Source organism: Jiangella asiatica (assembly GCF_004349065.1).
Classification (GTDB): Bacteria; Actinomycetota; Actinomycetes; order Jiangellales; family Jiangellaceae; genus Jiangella; species Jiangella asiatica.
In genome coordinates, this window is sequence record NZ_SMKZ01000006.1 from 103,524 (window position 1) to 122,449 (window position 18,926).

The window sequence follows — 18,926 nt, forward strand, 5'->3', positions numbered from 1 at the left end:
GATGACGGTGGGCGGCATTCGCCGACCTCTACCAACGGAGCTTAACACATATGTCATAACTTGCGAGAAGCGCGACTCGCGGCACCGACTTGCGTCAAGGTGACGCGGATGGGGTAACGTCTCTTCACAGTCATAACCCGAGGTCGGAGCCGTGATGAGCGTGGTCGAAACTCCACGGGCGCGGTACCGCCAGGTCGCGGAGGAGCTTCGCAACGCGATCAAGCGAGGCGAGTACCAGCCCGGCGAGATGCTGCCGAGCCAGCCTGAGCTGGCGCGGAAGTACGGGTTGAACCAGACCTCCATCAACCGGGCTATCGCACTCTTGAGGGCCGAGGGCCTTGTCCGGGTCGAGCACGGGCGGGGAGCGTTCGTTCAACTCGTGCCGACCGTGAAGCGCACGCGGCGAGTGCCTCGGCCGGGCGGGAACGGCAGCAGCTTCGCCGACGAGATGCGGAAGGCCGGGCTTGATCCTCGGACCGAACTGGTCAGTCTCCGCACCGATCCGGCACCGGTAGGCGTAGCGGAACGACTCGGACTCGACGAAGGCGGCCCGGTCGTCGTTCGAGAGCGGCACATGTTCGCATCCGAACGCCCGGTCCAGCTTGCCATCTCCTACATCCCACTCACCGTCGCTGGGAGCGAGGACATCGCCGTCCCAGACGTTGGCCCGACCGGGCTATACAAGCGACTGGCTGAACGCGGCTACGTCGTGACCCGGTTCGTCGAGGAGATCGAGTCTCGGCGCGCACATCCCAATGAGGCCGGATTCTTGGGCCTCACCGACGCGCAACAGGTGCTCGAAGTCGCCCGAGTCGTGTTCGCCGGCGAGCAACCGGTAGAGACCGTCGTCAACGTCTTCCCCGCGCAGCAATGGCGGCTGTCCTACGAGTGGAACGCCGAAGGAGCTGGTCTTACGTGACCGAACTTCCGCGCCACTCTGTGAGCGTCACAGGCGTGGTCTTCGGCCACGACCGGCGGGTCCTGGCGATCCGCCGCAGCGACGACGACCGCTGGGTGCCGCCAGGAGGAGTCCTGGAACTCGACGAGACCCCGGAGGAAGGCGTCGTGCGGGAGGTCTACGAAGAGACCGGCCTGTACGTGAAGCCGGAAGTCCTCGTCGGCGTCTACAAGAACATGAGACTGCACGTCGTCTCGCTGGCCTTCCGCTGCCACGTGGTCGCGGGGCAGCAGCACACCACCACCCCGGAGGCCCGCCAAGTCGAGTGGTTCTCTATCGACGACGCCCAGCGCCTCATGCCCGAGGCCCGCGCCATCCGAGTCATGGACGCTCTGCGTGATGACGGTCCGTTCGTGCGCGTACACGACGGAAGCGACCTTCTCTGAGGCCCGGTCAACCTCCGCCGCCCAGTCACCGTGGCCGTGTTGCCGAGTAGACCTCTCTGATCGTCAAGGCGGCGCGCAAGCGCGCCGCAGCACGCCCGGCCACGCGCCGGGCGTGCGGCCTGGCGGCCGTTCCAGGCGCGGACCTGGCGTGCACACGCACTGACCGACACCAACTCAGGCCACCCGGACACCCTCACCGAGCGCCGTCCCCCTCATCGCAGCCATTCTTTGACCTCCACTCCGGGCGTCAAGTGCGTCAAGATCGTTCGCCGAGACCGCTGCCAAGCTCCTGTTGCGTCGATAGGGGCGAACCATCTTGACGTCGCTACGCGATGGCGCAAGCGCCACCCATGACCCCCTCCGCTCCAGCCAACGACCGGCAGCTATGAGGACGACGCCTCGAAATAGGGGGAGTCCCTCAACCTATGAGCCCCAAGGCAGAAGCGGCCAGCAATTTCGCACGCTCGGCAATGAACGTATCGAACTCGTCAGCCCAAAGGCTACCGGGAATGAACGCAGCCTGACTGATCCGCGTGATGTCAACCGGCATCGACTTCCGATATTCCGATGGCGCCAGGTCCTTAATGGTCCGGTTTTCGGTGCGCGAGATGATTGCAAAGTTGGCCAACGCACCTACGCGGTCCGCGCCCGCGGCATTTCCTTTCGCAACCCATGCCTTCGGTGCGCAGTGGTGGAACTCCTTCCGGTTGGGTTCCGAGAGAACTTCTTCGAGCGACACGTTCTGACCTGAGAGAAAAGTCAATGGGTGATTGCCTGCAAGCATTAGGATGAAAGTCTTGGTTGCGACAGTACGAGCATTGAAAGTATTTCGAGAGAAAAAGCTGTCATCGACGTTCGCCGTGATTGCATCTAAGGCGCTATCAGCTCCCTGTCGCAACTTGAGTGCTTCATCAACGTCGGTCTTGATATTGCGTCCCGGGTTCCCACTGTATCGGTGCCCGAAGGAACTCCGCCAGAACCAACGCAGTAGGGTACTGCGTTGGTCGTCGGTTATCGGTCGAGACTGGGAGTGCGAGAAGAAGGCGGCCAGCGGAATTAGTTGCGCAGTGTATGGCAGCGAGCGAACATGGCGGATGTGAAGATTGGAGCGAAGGAAGTCGATCGCGAGCCTCAATGCCTGCGCAACTCGGTCGAACTCGGCCCTCACCTCCGCGCCATTGATGTCGATGAGTGCCGCTGGCGACGGATCCCCTTTGAGAATAGCGGCGCAACAGCGCAGCATAAGGTCGTTGTCGCTTCCAACCTCGTCGAATCCGAAGGAAGTGAATTCCTCGGACAACTCCATAAACTTGTCCTGGAGATCAAACTCGTTGCTCCACGTCCAAGCGGTAAGCAGCTCGAATATGTCTAGGTCGACACCCATCCTGTTGACGCGTTCGAAGACAATCGCAACGCTTGCACGATCTTCATTCTCGAAGGTCTCCGCAGGGATCAACGCTTCCTTGAACTTCTCCTGAACGGTTACGATCTCAACTTTTCGCTCATCCGTCAGACTCGAAACTGCCTGAGCGAAGCCAACTGGATCGAAGAACGCTCTGAGCGGGAAGTATCTCTCGGCACCTGCGTCGCCCTGCGCGAGAGCCACAAAATGCGACTCCTGAGCATCTGCAACCGCCTCAAAATCGTAATAGATTGGAAGCCAAACCTCGGGATCCTCGGCCAGGGGACTCAACTGCGTCTGGAAGGTAGCAAATATGGACGTCAGTCGCTGCTGGCCATCCAGGACATAGTCGGTAGGATAATCCTTCTGCGGGTCCGACAGTACAAATCCACCCAGCTGCTTCTCACCTTCAAGCTTATTTCTCGTCCGCCATAGAAGCACAGACCCGAAAGGGTATCCCTTATAGATGCTGTCCATTAGAAGGGCGGCCCTCTCTGGCTCCCAGACGAATTTTCTCTGGAACCCAGGAATTCGTATGACTCCCTCGTGAATTCTGTCGATCGCTTTACGCAGCGGTAGCGGCTCGCTCATTCTGCCCCCCAGGCGATTAGTAGTCGTCCTACGGCGCGCAGCCCAGGACGATAGAGCCCCAACAGTGTGACGCGTACCTCGGACAGAACCAGACCAGGCTCAGCCGGTGGCCATCGCCGCACGGGCTCCCTACGCCTCCGGTCGGCTAACGGAGGCCGCGCGGTCTTACACCGCGTGCAGGCTGAGCGGCTTGTTAAGGGCGTCCGCGAGATTTGCCAGGTCGCCGGGGTCGCTGGTGACGACCAGGTCACCGCGTGACAGGGCGGAGATGACGACGGAGGCGTCGGCCACGTCGCTGGTTCTCGCGGCTGCGCATGCGGCGCCGGCCTCGCGGGCGAGCTGCTCGGTCATCGGCTCGATCTTGCAGCCACGCAGCAGACGCGAGAGCTGATGCTGTGGGCCGCCACGCCAAGCCTGCGCCAGAACTGCAGCGGGGACGACGGGGCGGATCTCGTGGCGCAGCGCGTCACGATGCAAGGCCCAGATGTCGACTCGATTAGCTTCCGCCGCGACCAACGCGCCGGTGTCGTAAGTGATGCCCATCAGTCAGCGATGATGCCTTCGCGGACCAGCACGTCGTGCGCCTTGCGTGCCTCGTCGGCGGGGATCGGTCCGTGCTCGGCCTCGAACTCCTCAACGGCAAGCAGCCCATCGAGGACGGCAGCTCGTTCCGCCGGCATGATGGCGGCCAGGCGCTCCCCGTGGTCGGTCAGGTAGATGACCTCCCCGGTGGACGTGGCTCGGCTGATCACCTCGCTGAGGTGATCCTTCGCGTCCTGCACCGGCATCTCGGACATAGTCCCAGCGTACGGCAGAAGCTCAGCAGACACAGCAGTCCTCACTTTCAGTCGAGACGACGCACGCTCGGAAGGCGTCGCGCGTCGTCGCAGCCAAAGGCTGGTCCCCGTCGCACCATTGGCGGATGCGGCGGGGACCAAGCGGCACATCGTCAGGCGGTGTCGCGGCCAGCTCCTCGCTGGATGCGCTCTACGGCCTCGCGGATCGCCTCGTGCAACAGATCGGCCTCATGGCTCCCGAGGCGGACCACGGTGCTCCGACCATGACGCGGCACGGTCGTCAGCTCGACTCCGGTCGTCGAGCTGTGCGGGCGGACGACGTTGACGCCGAGCACCCAACGTCCGGAGTCGGCCCGAATCGACTCCACGTAGTGCCGGTGCACGGTGTGGACGCCAGCCTCGTCACACCACTTCACCGAGCAGTCCTTCCCGTAGCCATTGGCGGTCACGACGCATCCTCGATCTCGGCGCGCTGGATCTTCCGCAGATCAGCAACGACGGACTCCAGCTCGCCCAGCGTCACCCCGGCCTCCGACACCACGCCGGCCACGCGGTCGACGACCTCGCCGTGAGCCTGGCTCCTCAGCGTGTAGCCGTCCTCCGGATGCAGCATGCCCGGCTTCATCAGCTCAAAGCCGCCGTCGCGCTCGGCCAGGCGGTTCAGCCGCTCGACGATCTCGGCGTCGGTCGCGCCGGGCAGGTACCGCTCACGGACATGCGCGAGCAGCTTCGGTGTCCACATCGCCTGCTGCGCCACATCAGCGATCCGCACCAGCTCAGCAGCGAGCCGGCGAGCCTCCTTCGGCACCAGATCGAACGACGCATACATGTCAGTCTCGAACGGCTTGATCAGCACATCGATGCGGGCATCACCGTGCAGCAGATGGGCGACCATCTCGCCTATCCCCTCGGTGAGGAACGGCGCACGGGTGATGATCTCTCTCTTGTCAGGTTCGGGTAGCGTGACCACGGGTCTCTCCCTGGTTGAGTCAGGTTGGGATCAAGTCCCCGCACGGGTGTTTCCGCACCCGTGCGGGGGCGCGTAGCCGTGAACGTAATGGCAGCGTTCGGTCTCCTCTCCGACGGCAGCAACGAGTCAGCGAATAGTCAGCAGAGCGGCCATCGGCGGCTGTCAGCGATCGTCAGCCGACGGCGTCTGACCTGCGCCGTCTGACCAGCATCACCAAGGGACGACAACGGATGACGCTTCGGCCCTGCACTGTCAAGGCGGAGGTCGCGGGTTCAAGTCCCGTCAGGACCGCCAGCAATACCCCGCGCGCTCGCGGACGCCAACGTCCTCTACTCCAGGACGATCCGCGACTGGCTGATCATGATCCAGCAGGAGTCGAAGGCTGGCATCTACATGCTGTGCTGGACCGAGGACATCATGGCCGAGGTCATCTACAACCTGCGACGCGATAGGCCCGACCTCGACGGTGGGAAGATCACCAGGCTGCGAGACCGGATCGCCGAGTCGCTCAAGCTCGGCTCGATCAGGACCGCCTGCCGTAGAGGTGCACAGCGCTGACAGTTTCCTGATGATGGTCGACGAGTACGCCCCTCAGACCGTCCGCGCAGTCACACAGAGGCAGGAACGCTATTGGGACGGTCGGTCGGGAGCGAAGAGCCTGGTCCAGGCGCTGAAGGATGCGGGATGTCCCAACTTGGCGGACCGGGTTCGAGAACATCTATGCCACTTGCAGGCCTCTGAGCGTCCAGTCCTTGTGTTCGTGGGCGATGAGAAACACACGACGCTGCTCATCGGGCCGAATCGGTGTCGGTGACGTCCACGTCAGACGAGGTGGGCGAAGGCGACGAGGTTGCTGTCGTAGCCGGTCTCCTCGTCGTAGTCACCGCCGCAGGTGATGAGTCGAAGCTCGGCACGGTTGGTCGCACCGTAAACGCTGCGAGTTGGGAACTCGTCCTTGTCGTAGGTCGTGACCCGGTCGATGACGAAGGTGGCCGCGGTGCCGTCTGCCCGGGTGACATGCACGCGATCGCCCCGACGGAGTTCACCGAGTCGATAGAAGATCGCTGGTCCGGTGTCGCTGTCGACGTGGCCGGCGATGATCGCGGGGCCGAGCTGCCCAGGTGAGGGGCCAGGGGTGTACCAGCCAGGTTGGTTTGCGTCGCGGGGCACCTCGATGCTGCCGTCGTCCTGGAGGCCGAGGCCGACGATGGTGGTACTTCGGACGGCGATGGCCGGAATGTCCAGCGAGACGGGTGGCGAACCCGGTAGGAACTGTGGGCGCGGGGCGTTTGCGCGGCTGTTCTGGTTGCCGGTGGTGGGATGGTTCGTGCCCTTGTTGTCGGCCGGGTTGGCTGGTGACGACGATGGCGTCGGCGGGGTGACGCCCGCCGCGGCGCTTTCGTCGGTGGTGATCGGGGCATCACTGGACGTGATGCCTAGGCCTATGACGAGAAGGATGGCGCCCAATGTCGCGAGCAGGGCGGTGGCCGCCGCGGCGAGGAGAACACCGCGACGGTCACTGCGGTCAGGCCCTGACCTCATCGGGCGCTGACGCGAGCTCGACGTGCCGTGGCGACGCCGATGCCAGCTGCCATGAGAGTGACACCGCCGCCCAGGGCGAGTAGGCCAAAGTCAGTAGCCGTCGCGGCGCCACCGTTGCCCGTGTCGGCGCCACCGGCGGGAGCCGCGGAGAGGACGCCACAGATCGCCGGGTCGGTCGCCTCGGTGGGCAGCGCGGGGTCGAGTTCGCTCATCGTTTCGCCGTCGTACGTGCCGCTTCCGTTGTAGTCCACGCCGTGGACGACGATCACGGCTTCATCGTTGGTGACGGCGGTGGCGACCTCTTCGGAGACCTCAATGCTGCCGCGCTCGTAGGACAGCTCGCCGCCGGGGGCGGTGTCGAAGCGGTCCACGGCCAGGGCGCTGTCCGGGCTGGTGTCACCGGTCTTGGTGAGCGAGACCACGATCGGCCCATAGGCGGGCTCACCGTCGGTGGTGTTGATGGTGCCGTCCCCGTTGGCGTCGTCACTTGCGGCGGGGCACTCGTGGCGCGCATCGGCACCGAAGTGGATGTGCGCCGCGTGCGGGTTGTCGGGCAGCAGACCGCTGGCGGCCATGGTGACGTCGACGGTGGTGCCGTTGACCTGCACCATGGCGGTGCCACTGGCGTCGACGCCGTTGAGGGCCACCGGCTCCAGATTGGCCGTCGTGTCGCCCTCCGCGGCGAAGGCTGCACCTACGCCGAGCATCGGCGCCACTGCCAAGCTGGCGACGGCCAACGAGGCGAGGGTAAGGGACTTGCGCATGAGACACTCCTTTGGTGCTGGGGTGGCCACTGCATGGACACCCGGGTTTCAGATGGATTCGGAGCGACCGCTCCGCGGATTGTTGTGGTCACGTGTTCTTCTGCGCGCCGTGAGTCCGCCGGGTCTGCGTGATCCCGAACGAGGTGGCGTCACCTGTGGTCGGAGGTCGCCCGCGTGCCATGCGTGGTCCATGACGGCACGAGGAACAGCACCAGGGCTGCCCAGAGCGGCCACCGCCTCGGCTGCCGCACCTATACCCATCTCGAGGAACCACACACCGGCTCGTACATCGCCGGCAGCGGCCCCACAGCCGGGAGCTCGAAGTAACGGGCGGTCATGACGGCCCCGAAGGCGCTCGCCGCAACCAGTACTACGACGCGGAAGCGCAGGTCACGTGGTGCCGTTCGTGGTGCGAAGTGGAGTCAACTAGGCGTCGTCAGTTGCAACTTGTGCCCCGTTCTCGGCGGCGTGCTGGTAAATGCGTTCCCAGTCGGCGAAGAGGGCGGCGAGGCGGGGGTCCGCCACCGACAGCGAAACGATGTACTCGCTGGTCTCCAGGAAGTACGAGCGCTGTTTCGCCAGCCGCGGGTGGGTGTGCAGGCGCTGGACGTTGCTGTAGCGGTCGGCGAGCTTCAGCAGCAGCGCGTCGGGCGGCAGGTGGCGCAGCCCGCTGGGGTGGCGCTCCCGAGCCGCGGCGCGGTCCTCGTCGGATGCCGACGGCGACGACGGTGGCTTGGTCACGTGATCGACCAGCTCGGCGACTCAGGCGCCGAAGCGCTCGGCGACCTCGGCCGGCCCGTCGAGGAACGTGCGGTATAGGGACCGGTCGGGGCGGCCGACCTAATGGCCAGGCCGAAGGCGAGCAGTTGGCGCGGCCCGCGTGTGATCCGACACCTGAGGCGCGACACATGTCTGCCACCTGATGTGCGACGGCCTAGACATGTGGCCGCTCTGATCGCGGCACCATGCGTGCGTGGCTCGGTTGGTGCGAGACGGTGACGCGGCCACCTCGTCGCGTCCGGCAACGCGAGTTACGCGCGTTCGTCTGTTCGTGCTAGCGTTTGCAAACGCAGTGGACCCCTTCCGGACGCCGGACGTGTCTGAACGTCAACCGGAAGGATTTACTCCATGCCTCGTCGCTACGGTCCTGGTCACTTCAGTGACGACCCTTACTCGCAGATAGTGTCGCCACACGGCATCCCGGTTGACAGCCTCGTGTCGGTTCTGCAGAAGGAGATCCGTAGGAGTCGGGTCGACAACGCTGTCCTGGCCGCTTACGAGATGTACACGACCTCGCCTGACGTGGCGCAGCACCTGTGGCGGCGGTTGCGGCTGATCGCGGTCGAGGATATCGGCATGGGGTTGCCGCTTGCTCCGGTCCTGATCGAGGTGCTCCACCGCAACTTCAACGCGACTCCCGGGGGTGACTGGATGATGGCCTGCCACGCGGTCCGACTGCTGGCGACCGCATCCAAGGACCGCACGGCCTCCGAGCACGCCGACTGGGTCGCCACCAAGGTCACGCTAGGGCAGGCGTTGGTCCAGGTGCCCGACTATGCGCATTGTGTGCACACCCGGGCAGGACAGGAAAAGGGACGGGGCCTAGTCCAGTGGTGGGAGAACGGCGCCCAGGTCAACGACGAACTCCAGGATGCGGACCACCGCTACCGCGACGACCTGGTCTGCCTTCACCAAGCGGACGAGGCCGACAACGGCACCGAGCCACCACCATCTCGCTGGACACCCGCGGTGGACAAACGACCCAGCCGGTAAAGGCTGCAACACCCGATCTTGGCACAGCCGCCCGAGCTCGTCGGCGTGTCGCGCATCACCTGGCGGACGACTGTCGCGGATCACCCGACGGAGACATTGGCGCGGCCCGCGTGTGATCCGGTGCCTGATGTGCGACCGATCTCCGTCAGGTGATCTGCGACAGGCTAGACGTCTGGCGACCTACTTGAAAGCGCCGGCCAACGCACGGATCTGCCGATGTGAGCGAGTCGGCTGAGTCGCCTGCCTATGAGCGGGATTCGTACTCCGATGCCAAGGGACGCGGGTTCTCGACCCCGAAAGCGGTCGGTGACGTGGACCAAGTACGCCGCGCAGCGGGTCGCGGTCACCGCGCGCGGTCGCACGCGATAATTCCGGTGACGTTGATGGTCATCCCCGCAATAATCGCCGACGTGGATGAGGTCGAGGTCGTCGTCGCGCATAGCGAGCGCGCGACCTTGCGCGTCGGTGACGTGTTCCTGAAGGTCGACGCTGATCAGACCAACATCGACGTCGAGGTCGAGGCGATGGCTTTGGCGCCGATCCCGACTCCGGAGGTGCTGTGGCGAAAGCCGCCCGTACTCGCGCTCGCCGCCCTCCCGGGGACGGCTCTCGGTCGCCTCGGCGAGCCGTCGACTGCGTCGCCGGCGGCGTGGGCCGCAGCGGGTGCCGCCGTACGGATGCTGCACGACGCGCCGCTGCCGCCATGGTCCGGTGGGAGCGTCGACGAGATCGCATCGCACCTCGACGCCGAGTGCGAGTGGCTCATCGCGAGCGGCACCCTTCCGAGCGACCTCGTCACGCGCAACCGCCAGGTTGCCGAGGCCGCGCTCCGGCCGTGGACACCGGTGTTTACGCACGGAGACCTGCAGACCACCCACGTATTCGTCGACGGTGACAAGCTCACCGGCGTGATCGACTGGTCCGAGGCGAACCAGGGCGACGCGATGTACGACCTCGCCATCCTGACGCTCGGACACGAGGAGCGCCTCGACGACCTCCTCGTCGGCTACGGCACCGACGTCGACCTCGACGTGATCCGCGGATGGTGGTCGTTGCGAAGCCTCGGAGCGTCCCGCTGGCTGGTCGAGCACGGCTTCGACCCATCCTCCCCAGGCTGCGAGTTCGACGTACTGAGATCCCGCATGTGAGACATCCGGTCATGCTGCGATCGGCGCGATGTGCCGATCGCGCGGAGCTGTCGCACGCAGCGGGACTGGCCCTACTCGTCCCAGCCGGTGAGGACACGAATCTCCCAGTCGTGACCGGGGTCAGGGCGTTGAGCGATGTGGCCCGGCGGCATGTCAGCAAGCGACGCGATCGAGCTGTTCCGCTTAATGGCGTGCGAGATGTGGGTCGCTCTTGCGGCACCGGGAATGTTCGGGTCGCCGACGCCATCGCGACGCACCACTCACCGTCAGGCGTGTGGATCACTTCTCGCGCCGGCTGCTCGCCGCGCAAGAGTGTGTTCTGGACAACAGCGCCCAGCGGGGCAGGAAAGCGATCGCCCTCGAAGGGGAACGGCATGACCCTGAACATCTCGACACCCGTCACACGCCGCACAATAGACCCCGCAAGGCGCCAGGTATCGATGCTCAACGTCCGCTCATGCCGATCCGCGCGCTTCCGACTGTCGCACATCACCTGGCGGGCGACCGTCGCGCATCACCCGACGGAGGACATTGGCGCGGCCCGCGGCGTTGCTGGATTGGGCTATTGAGGATCAAGCGGCGCGCTGCGCGCGCCGTGCCCGCCCGGTCGTCGGGCCGGGTGTGCGGAATGGCGGCCGTTCCGGGCCTCACCTGACCGGCGGGCACGCACAGGACCGACGCCAGTTCGCCCCACGTCTCCGCCGTGGCCCTGGGTCGGCATCCCCTTCATAGTTCGGACTCGGCGAGCAGCCCGGTCAGGTGGGGACCGGCCGGTAGCGAAGGTGTGCCGCGAGCGTGGGGTCGTCGCCGTCGCGTGCCAAGCGGATGATCTCGCCGCCGGGCGCGTCGTAGAGGCGGATTCCGTCGCCGAGCAGGACGGGTGCGATGTGGATGTCGATCTCGTCGACCAGTCCTCCCTGGAGCAGCTGCCGGCCGATCGTCGGGGAGAACACCTGCAGGTTCTTGCCCCGAGCCGCGTCCAAACCGATGCGAACCGCCTCGACCACCGAGCAGCTGAGGACCGTGATGCGCTCGGCAGCGCGGGCGTCTTCGGGGTGGTGGGTGAGCACGAAGATCGGTCCGTTCCATGCACCGCCGTAGGGCCGCGAGTCGCCGATCGCGCTGTCGTAGCCGTCGCGGCCGGCCAGGATCGCGCCGGTGCTCCCGATGTACTCCTGATGTAGGCCTTCGCGAACCGTGGTCCCTTCCATGAAGTCCATGCTGTGGCCGGGACCGGCGACGAAGCCGTCCAGCGACATCACGAACGCGAGATGGACCTTCCCGGCAGCGCTCTGCGGTCGGGGATCGTGCATGGCTGTCTCCTGATTCTCGATGGAGCTAGGGCACCAGCGGACGCCGGCCGGCGGCCGCCTCCATGGCGGGATCGGAGAGCCGCAGGCCGGGCGTGAGCGCGACGGTGACGGCGAGCGACAGTGCCGCCATGGTCGCCATGGCTGTCCCGATCGGAAGGACCTGTGCGATCAGGCCGGCCAGGGTCGCGCCGGCCGCCTGCATTGCCTTCATGCCCGAGGCGTGCAGCCCCAGCGCCTGACCGCGCACGTCCTTGCCGGTCAGCGTGATCAGCCGTTCTTGCAGCAGCAGTGTCGACATGAAGCCCACGGACGCGATGGCGGCCGCGCCGGCGGCGACGGGAAGGTTCAGCGGGAGCACGAACAGCAGGTACGGCACCGCGAGGGCGCAGCGCAGCGGCGTGACGTATCGCTGCCGTGTCGCCGGCGGCAGGAGTCGCCCTGCGGCCAGGTCGCCGAGCAGCATGCCCAGTGCAGCCGCGACGAACAGGACGGCGGCGGCGTGCGGTGCGTAGGGGACGAACAGCGCCTCGCAGCCCACCACCAGGCCGTTGGGCACCCACATCGCGAGGTAGACGGCCCGGCGTGCTGGCGTGGAGAGCAGGTCCCGGTTGATCCTCCAGGTGATCGCGAGGGATGGACGACCCGAGGTCCGCGGCGGTCGGGCGCTCAGGCCCAGGCGGAGGACGAGGAGCGATCCGACGGCCAGTGCCGCACCGACGACCAGCGCCGTCCGTGGCGACACCACGGCGAGCAGGGCGCCGCCGAGCGCGAACCCCGTCACCTGCATCACGCCGACCGACATGTTGAGCACCGACCGGCCTAGGACGTACCCGTCGGGCGGCAGGATCTCGTCGAGGAGTCCGTACAGCACCCCGGACCCGATCGACGCCGTCAGGCCGAGCGCGAAGATCACCGCGAACATCGCCGGCAGCGACATCCCCGGTGCCGCCAGCGCGAGGCAGCCCACGGCAGTCGCGAGGGCGACCAGTGTCATCGCCGGTCGCGGCGGCACCCGGTCGGTCACCGAGAGCAGCGTGGTGGCGCCGATCACCGCGGCGAATGACGGCCCGAACATGCTCAGCGCCGACAGCAGCGGAGACTCCGTGCGGGCGTACACCAGCGTGGCGAGCGCGAGTCCCGTCAGCGTCGTCGCGGCGACCTGCGCGCACGACGCGGCGAACAGCGCGGTGAACTCCGGTGTGCGGAACAGTTCCCGGTACGTGCGCATGACAGGCAGTCTCGCCAGCGCCATCGTCAGTTCGGTAGAGTTTCGTGCGGAGGCGAAACGTGGGCATCTGGCTGATCGATGCCGACGTCCTGGCCGGCAGCCGGTTCCGGGTGTCGGCGCTGGCCGAGACCATCGCTGCCATCAGGGTCCTGACCGGGGAGCGGCACAACCGCCCCGGTCAACTGGCCCGCCCGGCCCAGCAGCGGGCGGCGTTCCGGGCCCGGATGGCCGACGATTCAGTGGGCCGGGCGTTCCTGAAGGGCGCGCTTCTCCCCACCTGGCTGGCCGACTTCCTCTGCGCGCCACCGCTCGACGACGAGCCCACGTTCGACGACGAGCTGCACCGCATCCGTACGACGCCGGCCGCCGCCCTGCGTGCCGACCTGGCCGGCGACGACCCGGCGCTCGACGTGCCGGACCTGCCTGACCGGATCGCCGCCGTGCTCGACTGGGTGTGGACCGAGGCGATCGAACCGGATTGGCAGCGCCGGGCACGGGCGTTCGAGGCGGACGTCATCGCCCGGACCCGGCGGCTGAGCACCAGCGGCTGGGCTTCCGCCCTGGACGACATGCGACCCGGCATGAGATGGCTCGGCGAAGGACGCCTGCGGATCAACGCCTACGACTATCCACCGCACGACCTGACTCAGGGGCAACTGCTGTTCATCCCCGTCACCGGCGCCCGCGGCTGGGTCGGCTGGCGCCGGCCGCACCGCTACTCGATCGTCTATCCCTGCGCCGGACTGCTGGCGGAGGGCCGCCGCACCGCGCCGGGCGCTCTGGGCCGGCTGATCGGCCCGGCTCGCGCAACGCTGCTGGCCCTGCTCGACAACCCGATGAGCACGACCCAGCTCGTGGCGGTGACCGGCTTCGCCCTCGGCTCCGTCGGCGACCACCTCAAAGTGCTCCTGGACGCCCAGCTGGTACGTCGCCGCCGCGCCGGTCGCTCCGTCCTCTACTACCGCACGGCCGACGGCGACCGCCTGGTCCGAGCCGCCACCGTCCAGGTCGACGGCGTCCCAGCGGCGGCGGGAGCACCAGGGCACGCGGAGGAGGCCAGGTGAAGCCCGCTAGCTTGGGTCCTGGATGTCGACCGACGCGCAGGAGTGACGACGTGCCTTTCGAGAACCTGGAATTCGATGTCCCCGAAGGCCTGGCGACGGACGACTTCGTACTCCGGCCGATCGTGACCGCTGATGCCGAGCTGGACTTCGCGGCAGTGATGGAGAGCAGGGACTACCTGCGAACCTGGGAGCAGACGAGCTGGCCCGAAGACGACTTCACCGTGGCCGCCAACCGGGAAGACCTGGAGAAGCTCGAGCGACGGCACGCGAGCCGCCAGGCGTTCACCTACACGGTGATGAACCCGGCTGGCACGGAGTGTCTCGGCTGCGTCTACATCATGCCGACCGATGCGCGTATGTTCGCCAAGGCGCGCATCACTCCGGTCGGAAACCGCCGGTGGGACGACTACGGAGCTGCGGTCTACTTCTGGGTTCGCAAGTCTCGACTGGCAACGGAGACCGATCGCGTGTTGCTCGACGCTCTTCAGACATGGCTTGCTCGTGACTGGAGTCTCGGGGCTCATCTCATCGTCACCAACGAACAGTTCGCCCAGCAGGTCGACCTGATCCAACGCACCGACCTCCAGTTGCGTTTCGAGGTCGAGGAACCCGACAAGCCAGGCCGGTATCTCGCCTACGAGTAGGCGCAAGTTGCCCTGCTGGGCTGTTTCATCTCCGTGTCATCGGTCCGCGCTCAACGAGGGAGGCCCGCCCGGTTGAGCTCGTCCTGCAGCGCGGGCTTCGGGGCGTGCAGAGTTCGTAGTGTCGTGATTTGTGTGTGCGTGGCTTGGTCCCGTCCGCAGCGCTGGGCGTGCACCTGTGCCTCGCGAAGCAGTCGCGCCGCTTCGCGGTAGGCGGAGCGGTTCTTCATCTCGATGAGGCGCTCCGCCGCGGGTCGGAGGATCGGGATCGCGTCCGCAGGGTGGGATCGGGCTCGTTGTCGGGCGAGAGTGAGCCACAGCGACTTGCCGCACCCACCGGCTTGGGCCGCCTCCCATGCCGCGTCCACATCGCCCTCCCAGAGAAGCACCTCGACGAGGATGGAGTGCCCAGGCGGGTCGGCATGCGGGAACCTCTTGGGCTGATCGGCCGCTCGTGGCTGGGCGCTGAGCACCGAGAGCGCCCGATCCGCCACTGAGGCAGCTGGTCACCGGCGTCGACCTCGTCGACCACGTCGTCGATGTTCCGGAAATAGCCAGCCGCGCCGCTGTAGTCCACGAATGAGCCGATCGAGATGGCCCGGTCCAGCCGATCACGTAGGTCACTGTCGTCGTACACGGTGCGGGAGTCGGCACCGGCGGCGAGGCCGAGTTGCGCATGTAGCGGCGGGGACGCTTGTGCCGCCTCCATGAGCTGGTCGACGAGCCAGGCGGTCCTGGCGTCGAATGAACGCTCGCAGCGCGTCGTCGCCGATTCCGCCGCTCTCCCGCGGAGCTGCCGCATGTCCTGTCTCGCCTACGGACCGAAGCCAGGTCAGGGCCGTTGCGACAGTGCTTGCAGAAGACGCCGTCGGCAACCGTACGGGCAGGTGCTCTCGCCGGTGATCTCCGTGCCACTGATCTCGAGCATGACCCGATACGGGTAGGTCCCGTCGACCGTAACCCGAACGGTGTTGCCGTTGATGTCGAGGCGACGCACCAAGCCGGTCGAGGCGTAGTGTCGGTCGCGTTCGTAGGCACCCGGGTCGGCGCGACGACGGACAGCGTCCGCTAGAAGCGAGGGCGTGGCCATGACGACCTATCGTCGTGCATCGGTCATCGATGACCACGCCGGTTCAGGTGTGTCGCGCATATGGCGTTGCGCGCGGCGGAGCTGCGCCTGCTACTCCGTGGCGTCGACGATGAACTCCTGGCCGAGTGCGAGCAGGATTCTGTCGGCGGTCAGCAGCCGCAGATTCGCTCGCGCCGCCTGGGCGACCAGGAGTCGGTCGAACGGATCATGGCGAGCGATCTCCGGGAAGTCTCGGATCGCTTCGGCGTGCTCGGCCGTGACGTCCAACAGGACGAGACCTTGGTCGGTCAGCAGCTCGGCGAAGCCGTCAGGTAGCTGCAGCTTGCCGAGCATCGACTTGATGGTCAGCTCCCACACGGTAGCGGCGGACACGTGCACGAGGGTCGCCGCGCTGATCAGTTTTCGGGCCGATCGTCCGAGGCGGGGGCTGTCGTCGAGGACCCACAGCGCGGCCTGGCTGTCAAGAAGAAGCATCGTCGCCGTAGAAGAGGTGCTGAATGTCCGGGTCCGGCGCGGTGAACGAGTCATCGTCGTAGTCGAGCTGGCCCTTCAGGCCGCCGAAGCGGACAGGCCGATGCTGATGGGGTATCAGGTCGGCTACTGGCCTTCCCGCCTTCGAAATCACGACGCGCTCGCCCGCTGCGACCTGCTCGAGCAGCCGAGACAGGTGCGTCTTCGCCTCATGGATGTTGACCGTGACGCCCATGGCTTGAGTGTACTTAGTCCGACTTAGTCATGCAACGCACAGGCGAACCCGTCAAGCATTCTCCCCGATTTACCGGCAGCAGTGCTGGTCCGTCGTGCCAGGGCCACGGCCCGAGCCGCCCGAGATCACAACCACAGGTTAGATTCGTGGCGCGGCCGCTGTCCCACGCGCCGCTGCTCGTTCGTCGTGTAGGTGAGAGTCCACCGCCCGGAGGCTGCGATGCAGTACGCGCTGATGTTCTACGCCGAGCCCGGCATGGAGGCAGGGCTGTCCGAGGCCGAGCGAGAGGCGGTCCAGGCGGAGTTTCTCGCGTTGGCCGACGACCCTCGACGCGTCGGCGGGGCGCGGTTGCAGCCGGTGGAGACGGCGACGTGCGTGCGGGTGACCGGTGGGCGGACGTTGGTGACTGATGGGCCGTTCGCGGACACCAAGGAGGTCTTGGGTGGGTTCGCCGTGGTGGAGGCGGCGGATCTGGACGAGGCGCTGGAGATGGCGGCGCGCATCCCGGCGGCCCGGTTCGGTGGGGTGGTGGAAGTGCGGCCGGTGGTGCGGCGCTGAGGATGTTGGAGGAGGTCTTCCGGAACGAGTGGGGCCGGGTGCTGGCCTCGCTGGTCGGGTTCCTCGGCGACTTCGACCGGGCCGAGGAAGCTGCGCAGGAGGCGTTCACGATCGCGGCACAGCAGTGGCCGGAGTCGGGGCTGCCGGACAACCCGGGGGCGTGGCTGGTGCGCACGGCCCGTAACCGGGCTATCGACCGGATCCGCCGCGAGCGCACCCTGGCGCAGAAGATCCGGCTGCTGCCGGTTCCCGAGGCGGCCACCATGGACGAGTTCGACGACATCGAGCTGGACGAGACCGTGATCAAGGACGAGCGACTCGAGCTGATCTTCACCTGTTGTCACCCGGCGTTGCCGTTGGAGGGGCAGGTGGCGCTGACGTTGCGGGCGTTGGGTGGGTTGGCCACCGCCGAGATCGCGCGGGCGTTCCTGGTGTCGGAGGAGACGATGAAGCGGCGCCTGTCCCGCGCCAAGGCGAAGATCAAGGCGACCGGTATCCCATTCGCCGTCCCCGACGCGCATCGGCTGCCGGACCGCCTGGACGCGGTTCTGGCCGTGGTCTATCTGATCTACAACGAGGGCTACGCGGGCCGGGGCGACCTTGGCGCCGAAGCCATCCGGCTGGGCCGGGTCCTGTCCGGGTTGATGCCCGACGAGCCGGAGACGCACGGGCTGCTCGCGCTGATGATGATCCACGACGCGCGGCGGCGGGCCCGGTTCGCCGGTGAGGATCTGGTGCTGCTCGAGGACCAGGACCGGTCGTTGTGGGACGCGCCGCAGCTGGCGGCCGGACAGGCGGTGTTGGAGCGGGCGGTCGCGCTGGGCGGTCGCGGCCCCTACGTCGTCCAGGCGGCGATCGCGTCGCTGCAGACCAGGGAGCGGGTCGACTGGGCCCGGGTGGCGGGCCTGTACCGGCGGCTGGTCGAGCTGACCGGATCACCGGTGGTCCGGCTCAACCACGCCGCCGCGATGGCGCAGGCCGGTGACCCCGCCGCCGCGTTGCGCACCGTGGATGCGCTGGACCCGGAGCTGGACGGTTACCTGTACTTGCACTCCACCCGCGGCGAGCTGCTGCACCGGCTGGGCCGCGACGACGACGCCCGTACGGCGTACCGTCGGGCGCTGGAGCTGGCCACCAGCACGCCGGAACGGCGCTTCCTCACCCGCCGGCTGGAAGAAATCTGATTCCCGCCTGCCGATCGACGCGACTGTCAGGCGCCGGCGACGATGGCGCCTGGGGCGGTTCAATCCTTATGGCTTCTGCTGCCCCGGCGGCTGGATGACGGACGCCTCGTGGATCATGCGCCGGACGATCGGGGCGAACGGCAGGGTGGCGAGGCGTACCTCGGCGCTCAGACGGGCAGCTGGGACGACGCGGCGATGGGAGATCTCGAACCGCGGGTCCCAACGTGCCAGCTCGACGTCGGCGCGCCACATCGAACGGACGAGGACCAGGCCCTGCTCGTGTCCCGCGACGCACACCCCGCGGGTGAATCCGAGCAGCCTGGCCCGGACGACGGTCGCGCAGGCTTCCTCGAGGACCTCGCGCCGCAGTGTCTCCTCCCAGGTCTCGTCGCCGTCGGGCCTGCCGGCCGGTAGCTCCCAGCGGTCGCCGTCGCGGCTGATGAGGACGATCTGACCGTCCGGGGTCACGCAGATGCCCTCCGCGCCGTGGCGCCGTCCGGCCGGAGGCTCCGGCGGCGGGTGCCATGCCACGACCCAGTCCTGGCCGTTCGCCCTGGCGGCGACGGGCTCTCCATCGGCGGCGATCGCGGACATGACGGTTCTCGGGCCGGTGACGTCACGACGCAGCGCGGTGCGCAGCCACGCCGGCACCTCGTCGACGCCGGCCTCCGCCTCCGTCGGCGCGTCGTACTCCGCCGCCTCGGACTCCCCGTCGGACGTGCCGCCGCGCCGGATCCGGTCGCTCCAGCCCATGTCGTCGCTTCCTCACTCCGTCGCGGCATTCGAGCCAGATGATAGGAGTCGAGGGTCG

At 67.1% G+C, this 18,926-nt stretch carries 23 protein-coding genes; 9 read left to right on the forward strand and 14 right to left on the reverse strand.

The genetic code is table 11. The features are described from left to right. The first annotated feature begins 154 nt into the window (after positions 1–154). Both E1269_RS06555 and E1269_RS06560 read left to right on the forward strand, forming a co-directional pair. A complete protein-coding gene (locus E1269_RS06555) occupies positions 155–919 on the forward strand; it encodes a GntR family transcriptional regulator (protein WP_131892604.1) in 765 nt (254 codons plus the stop codon). Continuing rightward, the gene (locus tag E1269_RS06560) at positions 916–1,344 is read left to right on the forward strand and encodes an NUDIX hydrolase (protein WP_203433030.1); all 429 of its coding nucleotides are present in this window, start codon (positions 916–918) and stop codon (positions 1,342–1,344) included. The genes E1269_RS06555 and E1269_RS06560 overlap by 4 nt, the downstream gene beginning before the upstream one ends. 418 nt (positions 1,345–1,762) lie before the next feature. Here E1269_RS06560 and E1269_RS06565 read toward each other — a convergent pair whose 3' ends face one another. The 5 genes from E1269_RS06565 to E1269_RS06585 form a co-directional block, all read right to left on the reverse strand. Then, positions 1,763–3,337 carry a GmrSD restriction endonuclease domain-containing protein gene (locus tag E1269_RS06565; protein ID WP_131892608.1) on the reverse strand — a complete coding sequence of 525 codons (1,575 nt, stop codon included), beginning with the start codon at positions 3,335–3,337 and terminating at the stop codon, positions 1,763–1,765. Positions 3,338–3,502: 165 nt separating this feature from the next. Continuing rightward, complete coding sequence (locus E1269_RS06570; protein WP_203433032.1) at positions 3,503–3,880, reverse strand: hypothetical protein; 378 nt, start codon at positions 3,878–3,880, stop codon at positions 3,503–3,505. After that, the gene (locus tag E1269_RS32110) at positions 3,880–4,134 is read right to left on the reverse strand and encodes a type II toxin-antitoxin system Phd/YefM family antitoxin (RefSeq protein WP_162606259.1); all 255 of its coding nucleotides are present in this window, start codon (positions 4,132–4,134) and stop codon (positions 3,880–3,882) included. The genes E1269_RS06570 and E1269_RS32110 overlap by 1 nt, the downstream gene beginning before the upstream one ends. 152 nt (positions 4,135–4,286) lie before the next feature. Then, the gene (locus tag E1269_RS06580; protein WP_131892614.1) at positions 4,287–4,583 is read right to left on the reverse strand and encodes a hypothetical protein; all 297 of its coding nucleotides are present in this window, start codon (positions 4,581–4,583) and stop codon (positions 4,287–4,289) included. Continuing rightward, positions 4,580–5,104 carry a hypothetical protein gene (locus E1269_RS06585; RefSeq protein WP_131892616.1) on the reverse strand — a complete coding sequence of 175 codons (525 nt, stop codon included), beginning with the start codon at positions 5,102–5,104 and terminating at the stop codon, positions 4,580–4,582. The genes E1269_RS06580 and E1269_RS06585 overlap by 4 nt, the downstream gene beginning before the upstream one ends. 360 nt (positions 5,105–5,464) lie before the next feature. On the opposite strand from E1269_RS06585, the gene E1269_RS06590 reads away from it, so the two are divergent. Next, positions 5,465–5,662 (forward strand): hypothetical protein, encoded by a 198-nt coding sequence (locus E1269_RS06590; RefSeq protein WP_131892617.1) that lies wholly within the window; start codon positions 5,465–5,467, stop codon positions 5,660–5,662. A gap of 264 nt (positions 5,663–5,926) precedes the next feature. Here the strand turns inward: E1269_RS06590 and E1269_RS06595 are convergent, their stop codons facing one another. The 3 genes from E1269_RS06595 to E1269_RS06605 form a co-directional block, all read right to left on the reverse strand. Next, on the reverse strand, positions 5,927–6,646 hold the full coding sequence (locus tag E1269_RS06595; RefSeq protein WP_131892619.1) for a class F sortase: 720 nt from the start codon (positions 6,644–6,646) through the stop codon (positions 5,927–5,929). Then, the gene (locus tag E1269_RS06600) at positions 6,643–7,410 is read right to left on the reverse strand and encodes a CHRD domain-containing protein (RefSeq protein ID WP_131892621.1); all 768 of its coding nucleotides are present in this window, start codon (positions 7,408–7,410) and stop codon (positions 6,643–6,645) included. Before E1269_RS06600 ends, E1269_RS06595 begins: the two co-directional genes overlap by 4 nt. A 426-nt stretch (positions 7,411–7,836) precedes the next feature. After that, the gene (locus E1269_RS06605) at positions 7,837–8,151 is read right to left on the reverse strand and encodes a hypothetical protein (RefSeq protein WP_131892623.1); all 315 of its coding nucleotides are present in this window, start codon (positions 8,149–8,151) and stop codon (positions 7,837–7,839) included. A gap of 387 nt (positions 8,152–8,538) precedes the next feature. Between E1269_RS06605 and E1269_RS06610 the strand changes: the two genes are divergently transcribed. After that, positions 8,539–9,183, forward strand: a complete 645-nt coding sequence (locus E1269_RS06610) for an AAA family ATPase (protein WP_131892625.1) — start codon at positions 8,539–8,541, stop codon at positions 9,181–9,183. Between the two features lie 410 nt (positions 9,184–9,593). Next, positions 9,594–10,331 (forward strand): phosphotransferase family protein, encoded by a 738-nt coding sequence (locus tag E1269_RS06615; protein WP_131892735.1) that lies wholly within the window; start codon positions 9,594–9,596, stop codon positions 10,329–10,331. A gap of 755 nt (positions 10,332–11,086) precedes the next feature. Here the strand turns inward: E1269_RS06615 and E1269_RS06620 are convergent. Together E1269_RS06620 and E1269_RS06625 are read right to left on the reverse strand one after the other, a co-directional pair. Further along, positions 11,087–11,644, reverse strand: a complete 558-nt coding sequence (locus E1269_RS06620) for a dihydrofolate reductase family protein (protein WP_131892627.1) — start codon at positions 11,642–11,644, stop codon at positions 11,087–11,089. A gap of 25 nt (positions 11,645–11,669) precedes the next feature. Further along, positions 11,670–12,872 carry an MFS transporter gene (locus E1269_RS06625; RefSeq protein WP_131892629.1) on the reverse strand — a complete coding sequence of 401 codons (1,203 nt, stop codon included), beginning with the start codon at positions 12,870–12,872 and terminating at the stop codon, positions 11,670–11,672. A 59-nt stretch (positions 12,873–12,931) separates the two neighbouring features. Here E1269_RS06625 and E1269_RS06630 point away from each other — a divergent pair, with 59 nt between their 5' ends. Both E1269_RS06630 and E1269_RS06635 read left to right on the forward strand, forming a co-directional pair. Then, the gene (locus E1269_RS06630) at positions 12,932–13,936 is read left to right on the forward strand and encodes a winged helix-turn-helix domain-containing protein (protein ID WP_131892631.1); all 1,005 of its coding nucleotides are present in this window, start codon (positions 12,932–12,934) and stop codon (positions 13,934–13,936) included. Between the two features lie 50 nt (positions 13,937–13,986). Then, on the forward strand, positions 13,987–14,580 hold the full coding sequence (locus E1269_RS06635; protein WP_131892633.1) for a GNAT family N-acetyltransferase: 594 nt from the start codon (positions 13,987–13,989) through the stop codon (positions 14,578–14,580). 829 nt (positions 14,581–15,409) lie between these two features. Here E1269_RS06635 and E1269_RS06640 read toward each other — a convergent pair. The 3 genes from E1269_RS06640 to E1269_RS06650 form a co-directional block, all read right to left on the reverse strand. Next, on the reverse strand, positions 15,410–15,667 hold the full coding sequence (locus tag E1269_RS06640; RefSeq protein ID WP_131892635.1) for an SWIM zinc finger family protein: 258 nt from the start codon (positions 15,665–15,667) through the stop codon (positions 15,410–15,412). Between the two features lie 90 nt (positions 15,668–15,757). Next, positions 15,758–16,195 carry a type II toxin-antitoxin system VapC family toxin gene (locus tag E1269_RS06645; protein WP_338033557.1) on the reverse strand — a complete coding sequence of 146 codons (438 nt, stop codon included), beginning with the start codon at positions 16,193–16,195 and terminating at the stop codon, positions 15,758–15,760. Then, positions 16,128–16,373, reverse strand: a complete 246-nt coding sequence (locus E1269_RS06650; protein WP_131892639.1) for a type II toxin-antitoxin system Phd/YefM family antitoxin — start codon at positions 16,371–16,373, stop codon at positions 16,128–16,130. Before E1269_RS06650 ends, E1269_RS06645 begins: the two co-directional genes overlap by 68 nt. A 219-nt stretch (positions 16,374–16,592) precedes the next feature. Here E1269_RS06650 and E1269_RS06655 point away from each other — a divergent pair, with 219 nt between their 5' ends. Both E1269_RS06655 and E1269_RS06660 read left to right on the forward strand, forming a co-directional pair. Continuing rightward, on the forward strand, positions 16,593–16,931 hold the full coding sequence (locus E1269_RS06655; RefSeq protein WP_131892641.1) for a YciI family protein: 339 nt from the start codon (positions 16,593–16,595) through the stop codon (positions 16,929–16,931). Positions 16,932–16,933: 2 nt separating this feature from the next. Beyond that, positions 16,934–18,115, forward strand: a complete 1,182-nt coding sequence (locus tag E1269_RS06660) for an RNA polymerase sigma factor (RefSeq protein WP_131892643.1) — start codon at positions 16,934–16,936, stop codon at positions 18,113–18,115. Between the two features lie 66 nt (positions 18,116–18,181). Here E1269_RS06660 and E1269_RS06665 read toward each other — a convergent pair whose 3' ends face one another. Further along, a complete protein-coding gene (locus tag E1269_RS06665) occupies positions 18,182–18,868 on the reverse strand; it encodes an NUDIX hydrolase (RefSeq protein ID WP_131892645.1) in 687 nt (228 codons plus the stop codon). Positions 18,869–18,926: the final 58 nt, after the last annotated feature.